The sequence below is a fragment of the Pseudomonas sp. GD04019 genome, assembly GCF_029837695.1.
Taxonomy (GTDB): domain Bacteria; phylum Pseudomonadota; class Gammaproteobacteria; order Pseudomonadales; family Pseudomonadaceae; genus Aquipseudomonas.
The window spans coordinates 80,439-98,116 of record NZ_JAOEEA010000016.1; the positions used below are offsets into that span (position 1 = coordinate 80,439).

Annotated in this window: 14 protein-coding genes and 1 pseudogene; 7 read left to right on the forward strand and 8 right to left on the reverse strand. The window is 68.2% G+C overall.

Going from position 1 to position 17,678, the window contains the following annotated elements:
- Positions 1 to 163 precede the first annotated feature (163 nt).
- Positions 164 to 1,123 carry a DMT family transporter gene (locus N7607_RS21490; protein ID WP_279868086.1) on the forward strand — a complete coding sequence of 320 codons (960 nt, stop codon included), beginning with the start codon at positions 164 to 166 and terminating at the stop codon, positions 1,121 to 1,123.
- A 9-nt stretch (positions 1,124 to 1,132) separates the two neighbouring features.
- Here the strand turns inward: N7607_RS21490 and N7607_RS21495 are convergent.
- The 3 genes and pseudogenes from N7607_RS21495 to N7607_RS21505 form a co-directional block, all read right to left on the reverse strand.
- A pseudogene (locus N7607_RS21495) lies at positions 1,133 to 1,753 on the reverse strand (NAD(P)H-dependent oxidoreductase).
- A complete protein-coding gene (locus N7607_RS21500) occupies positions 1,746 to 3,140 on the reverse strand; it encodes a class II fumarate hydratase (RefSeq protein ID WP_279868084.1) in 1,395 nt (464 codons plus the stop codon). The pseudogene N7607_RS21495 and the gene N7607_RS21500 overlap by 8 nt, the downstream one beginning before the upstream one ends.
- A gap of 67 nt (positions 3,141 to 3,207) precedes the next feature.
- Positions 3,208 to 4,218, reverse strand: coding sequence for a DUF2804 domain-containing protein (locus N7607_RS21505; protein ID WP_279868082.1), 1,011 nt, complete (start codon positions 4,216 to 4,218; stop codon positions 3,208 to 3,210).
- A gap of 258 nt (positions 4,219 to 4,476) precedes the next feature.
- Here N7607_RS21505 and N7607_RS21510 point away from each other — a divergent pair, with 258 nt between their 5' ends.
- From N7607_RS21510 to N7607_RS21530, 5 genes are all read left to right on the forward strand, one after another.
- A complete protein-coding gene (locus N7607_RS21510; RefSeq protein WP_279868080.1) occupies positions 4,477 to 4,974 on the forward strand; it encodes a DUF2059 domain-containing protein in 498 nt (165 codons plus the stop codon).
- Between the two features lie 12 nt (positions 4,975 to 4,986).
- Positions 4,987 to 5,292, forward strand: coding sequence for a BolA family transcriptional regulator (locus N7607_RS21515; protein ID WP_279868078.1), 306 nt, complete (start codon positions 4,987 to 4,989; stop codon positions 5,290 to 5,292).
- A 210-nt stretch (positions 5,293 to 5,502) separates the two neighbouring features.
- A complete protein-coding gene (locus tag N7607_RS21520; protein WP_279868076.1) occupies positions 5,503 to 6,441 on the forward strand; it encodes a rhodanese-related sulfurtransferase in 939 nt (312 codons plus the stop codon).
- A 105-nt stretch (positions 6,442 to 6,546) separates the two neighbouring features.
- A complete protein-coding gene (locus tag N7607_RS21525) occupies positions 6,547 to 7,155 on the forward strand; it encodes a DsbA family protein (protein WP_279868208.1) in 609 nt (202 codons plus the stop codon).
- A complete protein-coding gene (locus tag N7607_RS21530; RefSeq protein ID WP_279868074.1) occupies positions 7,148 to 8,926 on the forward strand; it encodes an ABC transporter ATP-binding protein in 1,779 nt (592 codons plus the stop codon). The genes N7607_RS21525 and N7607_RS21530 overlap by 8 nt, the downstream gene beginning before the upstream one ends.
- A gap of 405 nt (positions 8,927 to 9,331) precedes the next feature.
- Here N7607_RS21530 and N7607_RS21535 read toward each other — a convergent pair whose 3' ends face one another.
- The 3 genes from N7607_RS21535 to ccoG form a co-directional block, all read right to left on the reverse strand.
- Positions 9,332 to 9,940: a hypothetical protein gene (locus N7607_RS21535; RefSeq protein ID WP_279869260.1), complete on the reverse strand. Its 609-nt coding sequence runs from the start codon at positions 9,938 to 9,940 to the stop codon at positions 9,332 to 9,334.
- An 83-nt stretch (positions 9,941 to 10,023) separates the two neighbouring features.
- Positions 10,024 to 11,433 (reverse strand): GntR family transcriptional regulator MpaR, encoded by a 1,410-nt coding sequence (mapR, locus tag N7607_RS21540; RefSeq protein WP_279869292.1) that lies wholly within the window; start codon positions 11,431 to 11,433, stop codon positions 10,024 to 10,026.
- Positions 11,434 to 11,495: 62 nt separating this feature from the next.
- Positions 11,496 to 12,911, reverse strand: a complete 1,416-nt coding sequence (ccoG, locus tag N7607_RS21545; protein ID WP_279869261.1) for a cytochrome c oxidase accessory protein CcoG — start codon at positions 12,909 to 12,911, stop codon at positions 11,496 to 11,498.
- 408 nt (positions 12,912 to 13,319) lie between these two features.
- Between ccoG and N7607_RS21550 the strand changes: the two genes are divergently transcribed.
- A complete protein-coding gene (locus N7607_RS21550) occupies positions 13,320 to 15,764 on the forward strand; it encodes an EAL domain-containing protein (protein WP_279869262.1) in 2,445 nt (814 codons plus the stop codon).
- Here the strand turns inward: N7607_RS21550 and N7607_RS21555 are convergent.
- Together N7607_RS21555 and N7607_RS21560 are read right to left on the reverse strand one after the other, a co-directional pair.
- Positions 15,761 to 16,735, reverse strand: coding sequence for a zinc-binding alcohol dehydrogenase family protein (locus N7607_RS21555; protein WP_279869264.1), 975 nt, complete (start codon positions 16,733 to 16,735; stop codon positions 15,761 to 15,763). The two genes, N7607_RS21550 and N7607_RS21555, sit on opposite strands and share 4 nt — an antisense overlap.
- A 127-nt stretch (positions 16,736 to 16,862) precedes the next feature.
- Entirely contained in the window at positions 16,863 to 17,639 is a 777-nt protein-coding gene (locus tag N7607_RS21560; protein WP_279869266.1) for a helix-turn-helix transcriptional regulator, read from the reverse strand.
- Between the last annotated feature and the right edge of the window lie 39 nt (positions 17,640 to 17,678).

Genomic DNA, 17,678 nt, shown 5'->3' on the forward strand with positions numbered 1-17,678 from the left:
GTCCCAGGCGAGCCGGGGCGCGCGACAAGTGGTCATTTTTTAGCCATATTGGGGCGTGCGCAGCACAGTTGCATGCTGTCCGACTGGTCAACTGTGGCTGCCGGAGCCGCGGGCCAGGGCCTAGAATGACGGGCTATTTCGCTGTTGCGCTGTCGAGGCTGTCATGCACGTTTCCTCCGGCCGCTGGCTGTTCGGCCTGCTGCTCGCCCTGACCACCGCCGTGCTCTGGGGCATCCTGCCGATCAAGCTCAAGGAAGTGCTGCAGGTGATGGACCCGGTCACGGTCACCTGGTATCGCCTGCTGGTCTCCGGCCTGCTGTTGCTGATCTGGCTGGGCGCCACCCGCCGCCTGCCGCGCATCGCCCCACTGGGTCGCCGTGGCCAGGGCCTGCTGGCGCTGGCCGTCGCCGGGCTTGCCAGCAACTATGTGCTGTACCTGCTCGGCCTCAACATGCTCAGCCCCGGCACCACCCAGCTGGTGATCCAGATGGCGCCGATCCTGTTCCTGGTGGCCAGCCTGCTGGTGTTCCGCGAATCCTTCAGCCTCGGCCAGGGCATCGGCATGGCCATCCTGCTGCTGGGCTTCGGCCTGTTCTTCAACCAGCGCCTGGAAGAGCTGCTGACTTCGCTGACGACCTACACCACCGGGGTGCTGGTGATCCTGCTGGCGGCCTTTCTCTGGGTGTTCTACGGCCTGGCGCAGAAGCAGCTGCTGACCCAGTGGAGTTCGCCGCAGATCATGATGGTGCTGTACCTGGCCTGCGCGCTGCTGCTATCGCCCTGGGCCCATCCGCTGCAGGTGCTGCAGCTCAGCTCCCTACAGTTCTGGCTGCTGCTGGCCTGTTGCCTGAACACCCTGGTGGCCTATGGCGCCTTCGCCGAGGCGCTGGCGCACTGGGAGGCTTCGCGGGTCAGCGCGACCCTGTCGATCACCCCGCTGGTGACTTTCGTCGCCGTGGCCCTGGCCGCCGTCTGGTGGCCGGACCACGTGCAGCCGGAGCAGATCAATCCGCTCGGCTACGGTGGTGCGCTATTGGTGGTGCTGGGTTCGGCGCTGACCGCGCTGGGCCCGTCGCTGCTGGCCGGCTGGAGGGCGCGGCGCGCGCGCCTGGCCCTCCGGTAAGCGCTGACGTCAGACCCTGACGCCCAGATTCTCGGCCTTGCGCAACCAGCCCTGGCGCTGTTCCTCGGAGGAGGGGCGCACCGGGGCGAACTCGGTCAGGCGGCGGGTCTTGATGCCGCAGAAGCCGAGGATGGTGCGCACCATCTGCCGATGCGCCGGTGCGCCGTAGATCCAGCGGAAGTACCAGGGCGGCGTGTCCAGGGTCACCAGCAGGTCGGCGGTGCGCCCGGTCAGCAGCTTGTCCCACAGCTGCGAGCGGTTGCGGTATTTGAAGGCGAAGCCGGGCAGGAAGGTGCGATCGAAGAAGCCCTTGAGCAGCGCCGGCACGCCGCCCCACTAGACCGGATAGACGAACACCAGGTGTTCGGCCCAGTGGATATGCCGCTGAGCCTCCAGCAGGTCCGGCTCCAGCGCCTGGTTCTGCCCGTAGCCCTCGCGCAGGATGGGATCGAACTGCAGCTCGCCCAGCTTGATCTGCCGCACCACATGGCCCTGGCCGCGGGCGCCGTTGCTGTAGGCATCGGCGATGGCGTGGCACAGGCTGTCGTGCTTGGGTGTGCCGAGGATCATCAGAATGCGCTTGCCGTCGCCTTCCAGCGGCGTGGCGCCGCTCTTCGCTTCTTCAGCCATGTTGCCCGGACTCCAGCATGTTTTCCGGGCGTACCCAGGCGTCGAACTGCTCGTTGCTCAGATGGCCGAGCTGCAGCGCCGCCTCGCGCAGGCTGAGGCCTTCGGCATAGGCCTTCTTGGCAATCTCCGCGGCCTTGTCGTAGCCGATGTGCGGGTTCAGCGCGGTGACCAGCATCAGGCCGCGCTCCAGGTGCTCGGCCATCTGCCGGGCGTCCGGTTCCATCCCCGCCACGCAGTGCTGGGCGAAGTTGCGGCAGCCGTCCGCCAGCAGGCGGGTGGATTGCAGCAGGTTGTGGATGATCACCGGCTTGAACACGTTGAGCTGCAGGTGGCCTTGGCTCGCGGCGAAGGCGATGGTGGCGTCGTTGCCCAGCACCTGGCAGGCCAGCATGGACAGCGCCTCGCACTGGGTCGGGTTGACCTTGCCGGGCATGATCGAGCTACCCGGCTCGTTGGCCGGCAGCTTGACCTCGGCGAAGCCGGCGCGCGGGCCGGAGCCGAGCAGGCGCAGGTCGTTGGCGATCTTCATCAGCGCCACGGCCAGGGTCTTCAGCGCACCGGATAGCGCGGTGAGTGGCTCATGCCCGGCGAGGGCAGCGAACTTGTTCGGCGCCGAGATGAAGGGCAACCCGGCCAGCGCCGCCAGTTCGGCGGCCATGGCTTCGGCGAAGCCCTTGGGTGCATTCAGGCCGGTGCCCACGGCGGTGCCGCCCTGGGCCAGCTCGCACACCGCCGGCAGGGCGGCGCGAATGGCCTTGTCGGCGTAGTCGAGCTGGGCGACGAAGGCCGATAGTTCCTGGCCGAAGGTCACCGGCGTGGCATCCATCAGGTGCGTGCGCCCGGTTTTGACCAGGTGCATGTGGCGGGCCGACTGGTCCGCCAGGGCGCCGGACAGCTCGGCGATGGCCGGCAGCAGTTGCTGCTGCACGGCCTGCACGGCGGCGATGTGCATGGCGGTGGGGAAGCTGTCGTTGGAGCTCTGCGCGCGGTTGACGTGGTCGTTGGGGTGCACCGGGCTCTTGCCGCCGCGGCCCTGGCCGGCCAGTTCGTTGGCGCGGCCGGCGATCACCTCGTTGACGTTCATGTTGCTCTGCGTGCCGCTGCCGGTCTGCCACACCACCAGCGGGAACTGTGCGTCGTGCTGGCCGGCGAGTACCTCGTCGGCGGCCTGTTCGATCAGCCGGGCGACCTCCGGAGGCAGCTCGCCGATACGGTTGTTGACCCGCGCGGCGGCCTTCTTGATCAGCGCCAGGGCATGCACCACGGCCAGTGGCATGCGCTGCTCGCCGATGGCGAAGTTGATCAGCGAACGTTGGGTCTGGGCGCCCCAGTAGGCGTCCTCGGGTACTTCGATGGCGCCGAGGCTGTCGGTTTCGATGCGGCTCATGAACTCTCTCCGGACTGTTTCCGGCAGTTTAGGCCGCCGCTACCGAGGCGGGTTCCCTGACCGGGGATTACCAGCGGGCGTGGGTCGCGCCCAGCCAGCCATAAGCGCTGCTGACCGGCACTTTTTCGCCCTGGGGGCCGCGCAGCAGACCGTCGAAACGGCCGAACCACTGGCGGGTGTCGGCGTAGAAGGGACCGAACTTGGGACAGGCCTGGTGCAGCTGGCGCGGGGTGAAACACAGGTCCACCTGGCCGCTGGGGCTGGACAGGCGCCAGGGCTCCAGCGAGTTGGGCGAGCCCTGGGTGATCTCCACTCGCTCCTCCAGGTGCAGCAGCTCGCCGCCGAACCACAGGGCGTTTTCCGAAAGGCCGCTGTAGTCGCACCAGCCGCTGCCGAAGTTGCCGGCGATGCCACCGGGGGCGGCGAAGGCGGCGCGGGTCCAGTGGCTGTTCAGCGGCCACACGCCACGGGCGAAGTCCAGCGAGGCGAAGCTCTGCCCCGGCGTGCACAGGTACTGCAGCTTGCCCAGTTGCAGGTTGCCGCTCACCGGCAGGCCGAGCTGGCGGCTGGTGGCGTGGAAGGTGCGGCGGCCCATGGGGCAGACCAGGTTGACCGAGTCCAGGTGCGGCGGACGCTGGATGTCCAGGGCCACCTGCAGTGGCTGGCCGCCGATGTCCGGCGCCACCACGGTGAGACGGACCGAGCTGCCGCGATCGTCGGCGCGCAGCTGCAGGTGGCTGTGGCTGAACTCGTGGCTGTCCAGCGGCGAGTCGGGCAGGGTGCAGCCCAGGCCGAACGGGCGCAGCTGGGTGTGGCTGGCGGACTTGCCGCTGTGCAGGTCGAGGAAATAGGCGGCGCCGTAGCCCAGGTAGTCGAGGTCGGCAAAGGTCAGCGCCAGCATCCAGTCCGGCGTGGTGATGCACCAGTGATTCCAGCGCTTGCGCCGCCCACGGTTGCCGGGCAGGGCGCAATGCACGCGCGGCCGCGGCGACCAGCCGACGGCACCTTCCGCGAGGCGGCCACGGGCGTCGCACAGCGGCTGGGAAAGTGGGGCGAGCGGATTGGTGAAGCTGTTCATCAGACACGTCCGTGTGTGGGGCCGCGAGGGTGGTGCGGCCTCAGAGCCTGTTGGCGATCTGCCGTGCCTGGCCATGCATGGTAAAGACAGCTGGCTAGCCCGTGCGATTGCTGAACAGGGTCTTGGGAGAATGGTAAGCATGCCCATTTGCCGGGGCATGAGGCAAGTACTGGCTTTTTGCCCGGCCGCGTCGCGCTTGAGCGGCGCGAGCTGGGCGCGCAGAATGGCCGCCGCTTTATTTGCCTGAGGATGTACCCCATGACCCGTCTGCGCGCCCTGTTTTCCTGCCTGCTGCTGGTCGCCAGCAGCCCGCTGCTGGCCGACGCCGCCAGTCACGCCGCCGAGGCCAAGCGTTTCGTCGAGATGAGCCGCGCCGACAAGCTGGCCGTACCGGCGCACATGCAGGTGCGCCAGATGTTCGCCCAGCGCTTCGCCCAGGCCGGCGGCAGCGAGGCGAAGAAGGCCGTGCTGGAGCGCTACCAGGCCCAGGCCGATGCGGCCATCGAGCGCGTGGTCGGCCAGGGCAAGCTGGAGTCGGAACTGGTCAGCCTGTACACCGACGCCTTCACCGAGGCCGAGCTGAAGGAGCTGCTGGCCTTCTACCAGACCCCGGTCGGGCGCAAGGTGCTGGAGCAGATGCCGCAGCTGATGGCCCATGCCGCCCAGCTGACCCAGGAGCGCCTGCAGCAGGCCGTGCCGGAAGTGGACAAGCTGCTCGGCGAGATGACCGCCGAACTGCAACCCGCCAAGCAGTAAGGAGTGCCCGACATGAGCATGCGCGACAAGATCCAGCAGGCCCTGAGCGACCTGCAGCCCGAACACCTGGATGTGCTGGACGAGAGCCACATGCACAGCCGCGGCCAGGAGACCCACTACAAGGCGGTGATCGTCAGCCCGGCCTTTGCCGGCCTCAATGCGGTCAAGCGCCACCAGAAGGTCTACGCCACCCTCGGCGAGCTGATGCAGCAGTTCCACGCCCTGGCGCTGCACACCTACACCCCCGAAGAGTGGGCGCAGCAGGGCATGGCGCCGGATTCGCCGACCTGTCGTGGCGGCAGCAAGCACGACCACTGATGCTGGCTAGAGAAGCCTTGTGGGAGCGGCCTTGGCCGCGATGCAGGCAGCGCGGCGCTATTGCGGCCAAGGCCGCTGCCACCATTGCTCTGCGACAACTGCAGGGAAGCGCCCATCTGAGGTAGAATCGCCCCCGCGCCGGCCTCAGCCGGCGCTTTCATTTCATCCCCGGTCCGCCCTTTGCGAGGGTGACCACTGGAGAGAGTCCGCATGACCGACAAGATCGTCGTCGCGGCGCTGTACAAGTTCGTCTCCCTGCCGGACTACCAAGCGCTGCGTGAACCCCTGCTGCAAACCCTGCTCGACAACAACGTCAAAGGTACCCTGCTGCTGGCCGAGGAGGGCATCAACGGCACCGTGTCCGCCAGCCGCGCCGGCATCGATGCGCTGTTCGCCTGGTTCCGCCTGGATCCGCGCCTGGCCGATGTCGACCACAAGGAATCCTACTGCGACGAGCAGCCGTTCTATCGCACCAAGGTCAAGTTGAAGAAGGAAATCGTCACCCTCGGCGTGCCGGGCGTGGACCCCAACCAGCGCGTCGGCACCTACGTCGAGCCGCAGGACTGGAACGCCCTGATCAGCGATCCCGAGGTATTGCTGATCGATACCCGCAACGACTACGAAGTGGCCATCGGCACCTTCGAGGGCGCTATCGACCCGAAGACCAAGTCGTTCCGCGAGTTTCCGGACTACATCAAGGCCCACTACGACCCGGCCAAGCACAAGAAGGTCGCCATGTTCTGCACCGGCGGCATCCGTTGCGAGAAGGCTTCCAGCTACATGCTTGGCGAAGGCTTCGAAGAGGTGTTCCACCTCAAGGGCGGCATCCTCAAGTACCTGGAGGAAGTGCCCCAGGAGCAGACCAAGTGGCAGGGCGACTGCTTCGTCTTCGACAACCGGGTGACCGTGCGCCACGACCTCTCCGAGGGCGACTACGACCAGTGCCACGCCTGCCGCAACCCGATCTCCGTCGAGGACCGCCAGAGCCAGCACTACTCGCCGGGCATCAGCTGCCCGCACTGCTGGGACTCGCTGCCGGAGAAGACCCGCATGGCCGCCCGCGAGCGCCAGAAGCAGATCGAGATCGCCCAGGCGCGCAACCTGCCGCACCCGATCGGTTTCAACTACAAGGCCCTGCAGGAAGGCTGAACCGCTGCCCCAAATGGCTGCTCTGTACGTACACTGCAGCCATTCCCACCTCGTCGCCTGCCGACTAAGGACCGCCTCGTGCGCCCAGACCGCCTGCTCTACGTGATGGACCCCATGTGTTCCTGGTGCTGGGGCTTCGCCCCGGTGGTGCAGGCCCTGGCCGAGCAGGCCTCCGCGGCCGGCGTGCCGCTGCAGCTGGTACTCGGCGGTCTGCGCCGCGAGCGCGCGGCGCTGGACCCGGCGATGCGCGTGCGCATCCTCTCCCACTGGCAGGCGGTCAACGCCAGCACCGGCCAGCTGTTCAACTTCAACGACGCGCTGCCCGAAGGCTTCGTCTACGACACCGAGCCGGCCTGTCGCGCCCTGGTCACCGCCCGTGGCCTGGACGAGCAGAGCGTCTGGCCGCTGCTGCAGCTGATCCAGGAAGGCTTCTATGCCGAAGGGCTCGACGTCACGCGCGCCCAGGTACTGGTGGAGCTGGCCGAACGCGCTGGCATCCCACGCATCGAGTTTGCTGCGGCCTTCGATAGTGATGAGGCCGCGGAGGCCACCGCAGCCGATTTCACCTGGGTGCAGGATCTCGGCATCTCCGGCTTCCCGACCCTGCTGGCTGAGCGCGATGGCCGCCTGGCCCTGCTGACCAATGGCTACCAGCCGCTGGAAGCCCTGGCGCCGTTGCTGGGGCGCTGGCTGGAGCACCGTGCGCATGCCTGATCGTTTGACCTGGGCGGAGATCCGCCGCCTCGCATTGCGCCATCGCAAGGGCCTGATTCTGGCCAACCTGATCGCCTTCGTCGCCACCCTGTGCAGCGTGCCGATTCCGCTGCTGCTGCCGCTGCTGGTGGACGAGGTGCTGCTCAAGCAGGGCGACGCCGCGCTCAAGGTGATGGACCGCTTCCTGCCCGCCGGCTGGGAAACCGCCGCCGGCTACATCGGCCTGATGCTGGCGCTGACTCTTGTGCTGCGCGTAGGCGCCCTGGTCAGCAACGTGCTGCAGGCGCGGCTGTTCGCGCGCCTGTCCAAGGACGTGATCTACCGCCTGCGCGTGCGCCTGATCGAGCGGCTCAAGCGCATCGCCCTGGGCGAGTACGAGAGCCTCGGCGGCGGCACCGTCAGCGCGCACCTGGTCACCGATCTGGACACCCTCGACAAGTTCATCGGCGAGACCCTGAGCAAGGTGCTGGTGGCCGTGCTGACCCTGACCGGCACCGCCGCCGTGCTGATCTGGATGCACTGGCAGCTGGCCCTGCTGATCCTGCTGTTCAACCCGCTGGTGATCTTCGCCACCGTGCAGCTGGGCAAGCAGGTCAAGCATCTGAAGAAGCTGGAAAACGACAGCACCTCGCGTTTTACCCAGGCGCTGACCGAGACCCTGGAGGCGATCCAGGAAGTGCGCGCCGGCAACCGCCAGGGCTATTTCCTCGGCCGCCTCGGCCTGCGTGCCCGCGAGGTACGCGACTACGCCGTGGCTTCGCAGTGGAAGAGCGATGCGGCGGGGCGTACCAGCGGCCTGCTGTTCCAGTTCGGTATCGACATCTTCCGCGCCGCGGCAATGCTCACCGTGCTGCTCTCGGACCTGTCCATCGGCCAGATGCTGGCCGTGTTCAGCTACCTCTGGTACATGATCGGCCCGGTCGAACAGCTGCTCAGCCTGCAGTACGCCTACTACGCCGCCGGCGGTGCGATGACGCGCATCAACGAGCTGCTGGCGCGCGCCGACGAGCCACAGCACGAGGGCGTGGTCGACCCGTTCAAGGGCCGCGACACGGTGGGCATTGAGGTGCGCGGGCTGAGCTTCGCCTACCGCGACGACCCGGTGCTGCACGACCTCGACCTGAGCATCGCCCCCGGCGAGAAGGTCGCCCTGGTCGGCGCCAGCGGCGGCGGCAAGAGCACCCTGGTGCAGCTGCTGCTCGGCCTCTACACGGCCCAGGCCGGGACCATCCGCTTCGGCGGTGCGAGTCTGGAAGAGATCGGCCTGGAGCGGGTGCGCGAGCATGTAGCGGTGGTGCTGCAGCATCCGGCGCTGTTCAACGACACGGTACGCGCCAACCTGTGCATGGGCCGCGAACGCAGCGACGAGGCCTGCTGGCAGGCCCTGGAGATTGCCCAGCTGGCGGCCACCATCCGCGCCCTGCCGGATGGCCTGGACAGCATGGTCGGTCGCTCCGGCGTGCGCCTGTCCGGCGGCCAGCGCCAGCGTCTGGCGATTGCCCGCATGGTGCTGGCCGAGCCCAAGGTGGTGATTCTCGACGAGGCCACCTCGGCCCTGGACGCCGCCACCGAGTACGCGCTGCATGAGGCGCTCGGCCGCTTCCTCAACGGCCGCACCACGCTGATCGTCGCGCACCGCCTCTCCGCAGTGAAGCAGGCCGACCGGGTGCTGGTGTTCGATGGCGGCAGCATCGCCGAGGACGGCGACCACCAGCAGCTGATCGCCGAGGGCGGTCTGTACGCCAAGCTCTACGGCCACCTGCAGCACTAGGTTGTAGGAGCGAGCTCTGCTCGCGAAGCTCTGCGCGATAACTCGCGGCCAATCGGAATGCCGCTCGGCCGCGCCGATCTGCGCCAACCGTGGCCCGGATGCAATCCGGGAAACAGCAGACTCCGCCCCCGGATTGCATCCGGGCTACCAGGCGACGGCAAGAGCTTCGCGAGCAGAGCTCGCTCCTACACAGAAAAAAACGCCGCGCTCCTGTGCAGGGGCGCGGCGTTTGCTGCAGTCGTAGCCCGGATGCAATCCGGGAAACAGCAGACTCCGCCCCCGGATTGCATCCGAGCTACCAGGCGACGGCAAGAGCTTCGCGAGCAGGGCTCGCGCCTACACAAAAAACGCCGCGCCCCCGTGCGGGGGCGCGGCGTTTCGTTGCCGCGAGCTGGCGGTCGGTTGCTACTTGGTCTGTTCCCCCGACCACTTCTGCAGCGCCTTGACCCTGGCCTGGCTGTCCGCCATCGGCTTGGCCAGGGACTCCTCATAGAAGTCCAGCCAGCTGCGCGAGCCGGGCGTCATGCCGGCCAGTTCGCGCATGCCTTCCTTCAGCGCGTTGAGCGTGTGCTGATAGTTGTTCTCCTGGCCGATCAGGGTGCGCGCCACCATGCGCACGTTCTCGCGGTCCTGCTCGCGGTTATCGGTGACGGCGACCGGAGCCTCGGCCTCGGTTGGAGCGGCGGTCTGCTGCTGGGCCTGCAGCAGGATCAGCTTCTGCTGATCCTTGATCTGCTGTTGCAGCGGCGCGATCTGCAGCTGCAGGGCGCCGAGCTCCTTCTGCAGGGCTTCGACGCTGGCCAGGGTGGCCAACTGGGCCTGGTCTTCCGCGGCCTCCTCGGCGGAGGAGGAGAGCAGGGCGACCAGCAGCCAGGCGAGCAGGGTCAGCAACAGCGCGCCGGCCAGGCCGAAGATCAGCAGGCGATTGAGCTTGCCGGCCTTCTCCAGCTTCTCGATGCGTTGCTGGTCGGTGAGGAGCGCGTCGGTGCTGACGGCTTCGGTGTCGCTGCTCATGCGGTCTGTCCTTGTCTTGATGGCGCGTGGCCAGTATCGCCGATGGCGGGCCCACTGCCTATCCGCAGCATAGCCGCGGAGCTCTAGAACGTGGCGAGGATGCGCCCGAGCACTTCCATCGCCCTCTCGCTTTGGGCATCCCAGGGGTGGCCATGGTTCAGTCGCGCGCAATGGCGGAAGCGACGGGTGGCGGAGAAGATCGGCCCCGGCGCCAGGCTGATGCCCTGGGCCAGGGCGAGCTGGAACAGCTGCAGCGAGTCGACCCGCTCGGGAAACTCGAACCACAGGAAGTAGCCGCCGCTAGGCCGGGTGACCCGGGTTTCCGCCGGGAAATGCCGTGCGGCCGAGGCGAGCATGGCCGCCTGCTGGGTCTCCAGGGCGATGCGCAGCTTGCGCAGGTGGCGGTCGTAGCCGCCGTGCTGCAGGTAGTCGGCGATGGCCGCCTGGGCTGGCACCGAGGGCGAGATGGTGGTCATCAGCTTGAGCCGGCTGATCTGCTCGGCATAGCGCCCGCCGGCCACCCAGCCGACCCGGTAGCCCGGCGCCAGGCTCTTGGAGAAGGAGCCGCAGTGCATCACCAGGCCGCCATCGTCGAAGCTCTTCACCGGCCGTGGCGGCTGGGCGCCGTAGTACAGCTCGGCGTACACGTCGTCCTCGATCAGCGGCACCTGGTGCCGTTGCAGCAGGGCGTACAGCTCGGCTTTCTTCGACTCGGTGAGGCTGGCGCCCATGGGGTTCTGCAGGCTGCTCATGAACCAGCAGGCCTTGATCGGCAGGCTTTCCAGGCGCTCGGCCAGCACGCCGAGGTCGATGCCCTCGCGCGGGTGCACGGGGATTTCCACGGCCTTGAGCTTGAGGCGTTCGAGCACCTGCAGGGTGGCGTAGAAGGCCGGCGCCTCGATGGCCACCAGGTCGCCCGGCTGGGTCACCGTCTGCAGGCACAGGTTCAGCGCTTCCAGGGCGCCGTTGGTGATCACCAGTTCCTCCAGCGGCAGGCGTACGCCGGCGACCATGTAGCGCAGGGCGATCTGCCTGCGCAGGTCGGGGTTGCCGGCGGTCATGTCGGCGATCACCGCATGGCTGGGCATGTCGCGCAGGGCGTGGGCCATGGAGCGGGCCAGGCGCGGCAGGGGGAATAGTTCCGGGCTGGGGAAGGCCGAGCCGAAGGGCACGGTGTGCGGGTCCTTCAGCGAGCCGAGCACGGAGAACACCAGCTCGCTGACGTCCACCTCGGTGCTGGTGGTCGGTGTGGTGCTGATCTGTGGCTCGGCCAGTGGCTGGTGGGCCAGTTCGCGGACGAAGTAGCCGGAACGCGCGCGGGCCTGGATCAGGCCGCGATCCTCCAGTAGGTAATAGGCCTGGAAGATGGTGGACGGGCTGACCCCGTAGGTGTGGCGGGCCTGGCGCACCGAGGGCACCCGCTCGCCGGGGGCGAGTACGCCGGAGCGGATCAGCTCGGCGATCTGGTCGGCGAATTGCTCGTAGCGCTTCATCTTGTCCGTGACGGTGGCTGCAGGTGCGCCACAGTCTACGGGCAGTGAGCGGGCGTCGGCCATCAGCGCCCGCTCGGCGCGATAAAGGTGCTGTTGGCCACCTGGCGCTCGCTGGCGTCCGCCTGGTTGACCACCTCGAACCGCACCGGCGCCGGGCTGCTTGCCAGCGGCTCGTGGACCAGGGCCACGCTGACCGGCACTTCGAGGATCTCGCCGGCGGCCAGGCTGAGGTCGCCGGGGCCGCCGAGGCTGAATGGCTGGCCGTCGACCAGACGCAGGTGGTAGCGCTGCGGCTGCTGGGTCTTGTTGATCAGCTTGAGGCGGTAGACGTTCTCGATCTGGCCGATGGCGTTCTCGCGGTACATGCCGCGGTCCTTGGCCACGTCCAGCGACACCAGCGAGCGGGCATGCAGGGCCCAGGCGAAGGCGCCGATCATCAGCAGCAGCGCCGCCGCGTAGCCGACCAGGCGCGGCCGTAGCAGGTGGGTGCGGCCGCCCTGCATCTCGTGCTCGGAGCCATAGCGGATCAGGCCGCGTTCGTAACCCATGCGGTCCATGATGCTGTCGCAGGCGTCGATGCAGGCGGCGCAGCCGATGCAGTCCACCTGCAGGCCGTCGCGGATGTCGATGCCGGTGGGGCAGACCTGTACGCACATCGTGCAGTCGATGCAGTCGCCGAGGCCCTCGGCCCTGTAGTCGCTGTCCTTCTTGCGCGGGCCACGGCCTTCGCCGCGGGCGGCGTCGTAGGAGACGATCAGGGTGTCCTTGTCGAACATCACCCCCTGGAAGCGCGCGTAGGGGCACATGTATACGCAGACCTTCTCGCGCAGCCAGCCGGCGTTGAGGTAGGTGGCGGCGGTGAAGAACAGCACCCAGAACAGCGCGGCGCCTTCCAGCTGGCCGCCGAACAGTTCCAGCGCCAGTTCGCGGATCGGCGTGAAATAGCCGACGAAGGTCAGCGCCGTGAGCAAGCTCACCGCCAGCCACAGGCCGTGCTTGGCGCCGCGCCGCAGCAGCTTGGCCGGGCCCCAGGGCGCGGCGTCGAGCTTGATGCGCTGGTTGCGCTCGCCCTCGGTGAGCTTTTCCACCCACATGAACACCCAGGTCCACACACTCTGCGGGCAGCTGTAGCCGCACCACACACGACCGGCGAACACGGTGATGGTGAACAGGCCGAAGGCGCAGATGATCAGCAGCGCCGAGAGCAGGATGAAGTCCTGCGGCCAGAAGGTGGCGCCGAAGATGTAGTAGCGGTGCTCGGCCAGGTTCCACAGCACGGCCTGGCGACCGTCCCAGTCCAGCCAGGCGGTGCCGAAGAAAATCAGGAACAGCAGGCCCGCGCCATACAGGCGCAGGTTGCGGAAGCGGCCGCTGAAACTGCGGGTGTGGATCGGCCCGCCGGCCTGCGACGGCGTCAGGCGCAGCGGTTGGCGCGGGTCGATGGTTTCGATGATCTGCGCCGGTATGCGCTCGCTCATGGTGGGCCTCTTCGGGCGGTAATCAGGCTGAGCGAACTGTGCGCGTCGGGCTGTTTGGATAACAGACTCAGGTTTATCGAGAAAAACCGTATCAGATGCCTGGCAGAGCCACCTGTCGGAGCACCCCGAGCTGCTTGCCGCCGGGCCGGTCAGTTCGCTGACGAGGGCTGTGGCCCTGCGCTGTCAGGCGTGGATGAAGGATTCCATCCGGGCGCGTTGCGTGGTGGCCGACCAGCCTAACGACGCCAACCGGCAGTTCGTCGGCGCCTGAGGCTCCAGCCAATCTGGCGCGAGAAAGCTGATGGCGCCTGCGACGCGGCAAAAAGCCATCTATACCTGACTGGTACGCCAGTACCCGCGCTGTGGGCCTGGCGCGGCCGTCAGTTCGCCCCGGGGAGACAGGGATAGATGAGTCAGGAGACGGACGCCCCGCGGGCGCGCATCACTTCGCAGCTGCTGCGGCTGGTCTGGCCCTTCGCGCTGGTGGTGCTGCTGCAGGCGCTGCTGGCCGGCGGCAGCCTTTATCTGCACTCGGCGGTGCGCGGCTATGTGGCGGGCGAGAGCCTGTGGTCCAAGGGCCTCAAGGATGCCATCCGTTATCTCGACCTCTATGCGCAAAGCGGCGCCGACCATCATCTGCGCCTGTATCGCGAGGCCATCGAGGTGCCGCTCGGCGACCATCAGTTCCGCATCGCCCTGGAGCGCCCCGAGCCGGATCTGGACGCTGCCCGCGCCGGCATCCTGCAGGGCAAGAATCACCCCGACGACATCGAGGGCATGATCTGGCTGTACCTCAACTTCCGTCAGTTCAGCTATCTGCAGCGCGCCATCGAGCAGTGGGAGCGGGGTGATCGCTATGTGTTCGAGCTCACCCTGCTGGCTGGGGAGATCGAGCAACAGAGCCTGATCGGCGCGGCGCCGGATGGGCTGCGGCGCAGCTGGCGCGAGCAGATCGAGGGCATCAACCTCGGCGCCACCCGGGCCGCCGAGCGCTTCTCGCAGATACTCGGCGAGGCCTCGCGGGTGGTGCTGTGGCTGCTGGTGCTGGGCAACCTGCTGACCGGCGCGCTGCTGATCAGCCTGGCGGTGCTGCGCACCCGGCGCCTGCTGATCCAGCGCGCGGAGGTGGACCAGGCGCTGGCGCTGGTCAAGCAGCGCGCGCAGACCATCCTCGCGTCCATCGGCGATGCGGTGATCAGCCTGGACCGCGACGGCCGCATCGCCTATATGAACGCCGCCGCCGAGCAGCTCACCGGCTGCGCCCTGGCCCAGGCCGAGGGGCGCGCCTTCGAGCAGCTGTTCACCATCGTCGACGAGAATTCCGAGGCCAATGCCGTCTCGCCGCTGCAGCAGATCCTCGCCGGCCAGGAGGATGGCGACTACGCCAAGCTGGTGGTGCGTCCGGATGGCAGCAAGGTGGCGGTCAACCTGGTCGGCGCGCCGATCCAGGAGCGCGGTCTGGTCAGCGGCGTGGTGATGGTGCTGCACGACATGACCCGCGAGCGGCAGTTCGTCGCCAGCCTGTCCTGGCAGGCCAGCCACGACGCGCTGACCGGCCTGGCCAATCGCCGCGAGTTCGAATACCGCCTGGCTCAGCTGCTGGCGCGCATGCTGCGCCAGCCGGGGCGGCACGCGCTGATGTTCATCGACCTGGACCAGTTCAAGCTGGTCAACGACACCTGCGGCCACGCCGCGGGCGACGAACTGCTGCGCAAGGTCTGCCAGGAGCTGCAGTTGCACCTGCGCGAGGGCGACACCCTGGCCCGCCTGGGCGGCGACGAGTTCGGCGTGATCCTCGAGAACTGCCCGACCGAGGCCGCCCTGCGCGTGGCCGAGGCCCTGCGCAAGGCGGTGCAGGAGCTGCGCTTCGCCTGGGGTGGGCGGCTGTTCTCGGTCAGTGCCAGCATCGGCCTGGTGCAGATTCCGCCGGGGCAGACCAGCCTGGTGGAGCTGTTGCGCACCGCCGATCTGGCCTGCTACTCGGCCAAGGAGCGCGGCCGCAACCGGGTGCATGCCTACCAGCCGGACGATTCCGAGCTGTCGCACCGGGTCGGCGAGATGAGCTGGGTGCAGCGCATCCACCGCGCCCTGGAGGAGAACCGCTTCCGCCTGTACGCCCAGCCCATCGTGCCGCTGCATGGCGGCGAGGACGGCGGCCATGTGGAAATCCTCCTGCGCCTGCAGGACGAGGCGGGCGAGCTGATCGCCCCCGGCGCCTTCATCCCCGCCGCCGAGCGCTACGGCCTGATGCCGCAGATCGACCGCTGGGTGGTGCGCCATACCCTGGCCGCCCTGGCGCGCTTCCATGCCGAGCATCCCCATGCGCCGGCGCTGCACTGTGCGATCAACCTGTCCGGCGCCAGCATCGGCGACCGCGACTTCCTCGCCTACATCCGCGAGCAGCTGGCCAGCCAGCCGGTGCTGCCCCAGGCCATCTGCTTCGAGATCACCGAGACGGCGGCCATCGCCAACCTGGCCGACGCCACCCACTTCATCAACGAGCTGAAGGCCCTCGGCTGCCGCTTCTCGCTGGACGACTTCTGCGCCGGCATGTCGTCGTTCATGTACCTCAAGCATCTGCCGGTGGATTACCTGAAGATCGACGGCAGCTTCGTCCGCGACCTGCTGGACGACTCTATCGACCGGGCCATGGTCGAGATGATCAACCAGATCGGCCACGTCATGGGCAAGCGCACCATCGCCGAGTTCGTCGAGTCGGCGGAGATCCTCGCGGTGCTGGAGGAAATCGGCGTGGACTTCGCCCAGGGCTACCACCTGGGCAAACCGACCCCGTTCAGTACCTTCGTGGCGCAGCACACGCCGGCGCTGGAGGTGCCCGATGCCGCCCGCTAGGCAGTCGCCCAGGGCAGCAGGATGATCTTCTCGCAGCTGCCCGGCGTGTTGACCGCGGCATAGGCCTCGGGGCCGGCGCTCAGAGGCAGTTCCTTGAATGCGGTGGGCGGCGTCAGCAGGCCCTGTTCGAACAGCTTGCCGAACGCGTCGAGCATGCGTGCGCAATCGGTCGGCGTGTAGAGCAGGGTGTTGACCCCGACCAGGCTGCCGCCACGGCGGTACAGGTTGAGGGCGGGCAGGTTGACCATGCCGTCCACCGGCGCGGCGATGTAGGCGATGCGGCCGAAGCTGGCCAGCGCGCCGACGGCAGCCGGCAGCCAGAAACCGGTGGTGTCGAAGATCACCTCGGCGCCGCCGGGGAACATCGCCTCGACCTGCTGGCCCAGCTGTTCGGCCTCCCCGAGCAGCAGGCAGGCGACGCCGCTGTCCAGCAGGCGCTCCTGTTCCTGCGGGTTGCGCACCGCGGCCAGCACCTCGGCGCCAAGCGCCTTGGCCAGACCCAGGGCGGCCGTGCCCACCGCGCCATTGGCGCCGATGATCAGCAGGCGCGTGCCCTGGCCGACCTGGCTGCGGGTGAGGCCGTCCCAGGCGGTGGTGTAGGGCACGCCTAGGGCCGCGGCCTGGCTGAAGCTCAGCACCCGCGGTTTGAGCGCGACGCCTGCGGCGGGCAGGCAGATGTACTGCGCATGGCTGCCATCGCGGCTGAAACCGAGACCCTTGCCGGTGCCCCACACGGCCTTGCCCTGCAGGTGTTCCGGGCCTTCCACCACCACGCCGGCGAAGTCACGGCCGGGCACGCGCGGCAGGGTGGTGTAGGGGAAGCGGCTGAGCACGTTCTTCACGTCGCTGGGGTTGAGGCCGGCGGCGCGGACCTCGACCAGCACCTCGCCGTCTTCCGGGATGGGGCGGTCCAGTTCGACCGGGCGCAGGGCGGCGAGGTCGCCGATGCTGGAAAATTGCAGAGCGTGCATGGAGTGGTCCTTGGCGAGAGACGATCTGTCGGCGCCGCCGTTGGCGCTGACGGGGTGGGCGCAGTGTATGGCTGGTCAACCCGGGCAGTCGGCCAAGGACTTCAGGCTATCGGCCAACTTATGGCGTTCAGGCACCGAGGCTGTCGCGGTACTCGCTGGGCGTCAGGCCCAGTTCGCGGCGGAACATGTCGCTGAAGCTGGCCGGCTGGTAGCCCAGCTCGCGGGCGATGCGCCCCACCGGCACACCCTGGATCAGCGCGGCGGCGGCGGTGGCCAGCTGCACCTGGCGGCGCCATTCGGCGAAGCCCATGCCCAGATCGCGCAGCAGCAGGCGCGACAGGGTGCGCACGCTGGCACCGGCATTGGCGGCGTGCTGCTCGAAAGGCACCTCCAGCGAGGGCGCGGCCATCACCGCCTGGCACAGCTGCAACAGGCGGCGATCGGCGCCGTCGGGCAGCGGCACGCGCAGCTGCGAGCGGCGCGCGCGGCCCAGTTCCAGCACGGTCAGTTCGGCCAGAGCGGCGTAGTAAGGCGCGTCGTTCTGTTGCTCCTGCTCGACCAGGGCGACGATCAGCTCGCGCAGCAGCGGGCGCACTTCGAACACCTGCACCTGGCTGTCCAACTCCCGCGCCAGGGGTGGGCTCAGGTAGATATTGCGCATCTGCAGCTCGGACACCACACGGATGCCATGCGGCACGCCCGGCGGCAGCCACACGCCGCGCAATGGCGGTACCAGCAGCGCCTCGCCGGGGGTTTCCACCCACATGATGCCGGACATGGCGTAGAGCAACTGGCCCCACTCGTGCTGGTGCGGCTCGATGAACAGCCCACGCGGATAGCTGCGGGCCAGGGCGCGCAGGGGAATGCTGGTGTTGCTCAGATCGGGAGGCGTGGCGCGGGCCATGGGCATCTGCTGTCGGGTTGGCTGGCGCGATCTTAGCCC

Bases quoted from the DNA above. Each gene is read 5' to 3' on its own strand.
- N7607_RS21490 (WP_279868086.1), top strand. From the start codon at position 164: ATGCACGTTTCCTCCGGCCGCTGGCTGTTCGGCCTGCTGCTCGCCCTG.
- N7607_RS21500 (WP_279868084.1), bottom strand. From the start codon at position 3,140: ATGAGCCGCATCGAAACCGACAGCCTCGGCGCCATCGAAGTACCCGAG.
- N7607_RS21505 (WP_279868082.1), bottom strand. From the start codon at position 4,218: ATGAACAGCTTCACCAATCCGCTCGCCCCACTTTCCCAGCCGCTGTGC.
- N7607_RS21510 (WP_279868080.1), top strand. From the start codon at position 4,477: ATGACCCGTCTGCGCGCCCTGTTTTCCTGCCTGCTGCTGGTCGCCAGC.
- N7607_RS21515 (WP_279868078.1), top strand. From the start codon at position 4,987: ATGAGCATGCGCGACAAGATCCAGCAGGCCCTGAGCGACCTGCAGCCC.
- N7607_RS21520 (WP_279868076.1), top strand. From the start codon at position 5,503: ATGACCGACAAGATCGTCGTCGCGGCGCTGTACAAGTTCGTCTCCCTG.
- N7607_RS21525 (WP_279868208.1), top strand. From the start codon at position 6,547: ATGGACCCCATGTGTTCCTGGTGCTGGGGCTTCGCCCCGGTGGTGCAG.
- N7607_RS21530 (WP_279868074.1), top strand. From the start codon at position 7,148: ATGCCTGATCGTTTGACCTGGGCGGAGATCCGCCGCCTCGCATTGCGC.
- N7607_RS21535 (WP_279869260.1), bottom strand. From the start codon at position 9,940: ATGAGCAGCGACACCGAAGCCGTCAGCACCGACGCGCTCCTCACCGAC.
- mapR (WP_279869292.1), bottom strand. From the start codon at position 11,433: ATGAAGCGCTACGAGCAATTCGCCGACCAGATCGCCGAGCTGATCCGC.
- ccoG (WP_279869261.1), bottom strand. From the start codon at position 12,911: ATGAGCGAGCGCATACCGGCGCAGATCATCGAAACCATCGACCCGCGC.
- N7607_RS21550 (WP_279869262.1), top strand. From the start codon at position 13,320: ATGAGTCAGGAGACGGACGCCCCGCGGGCGCGCATCACTTCGCAGCTG.
- N7607_RS21555 (WP_279869264.1), bottom strand. From the start codon at position 16,735: ATGCACGCTCTGCAATTTTCCAGCATCGGCGACCTCGCCGCCCTGCGC.
- N7607_RS21560 (WP_279869266.1), bottom strand. From the start codon at position 17,639: ATGGCCCGCGCCACGCCTCCCGATCTGAGCAACACCAGCATTCCCCTG.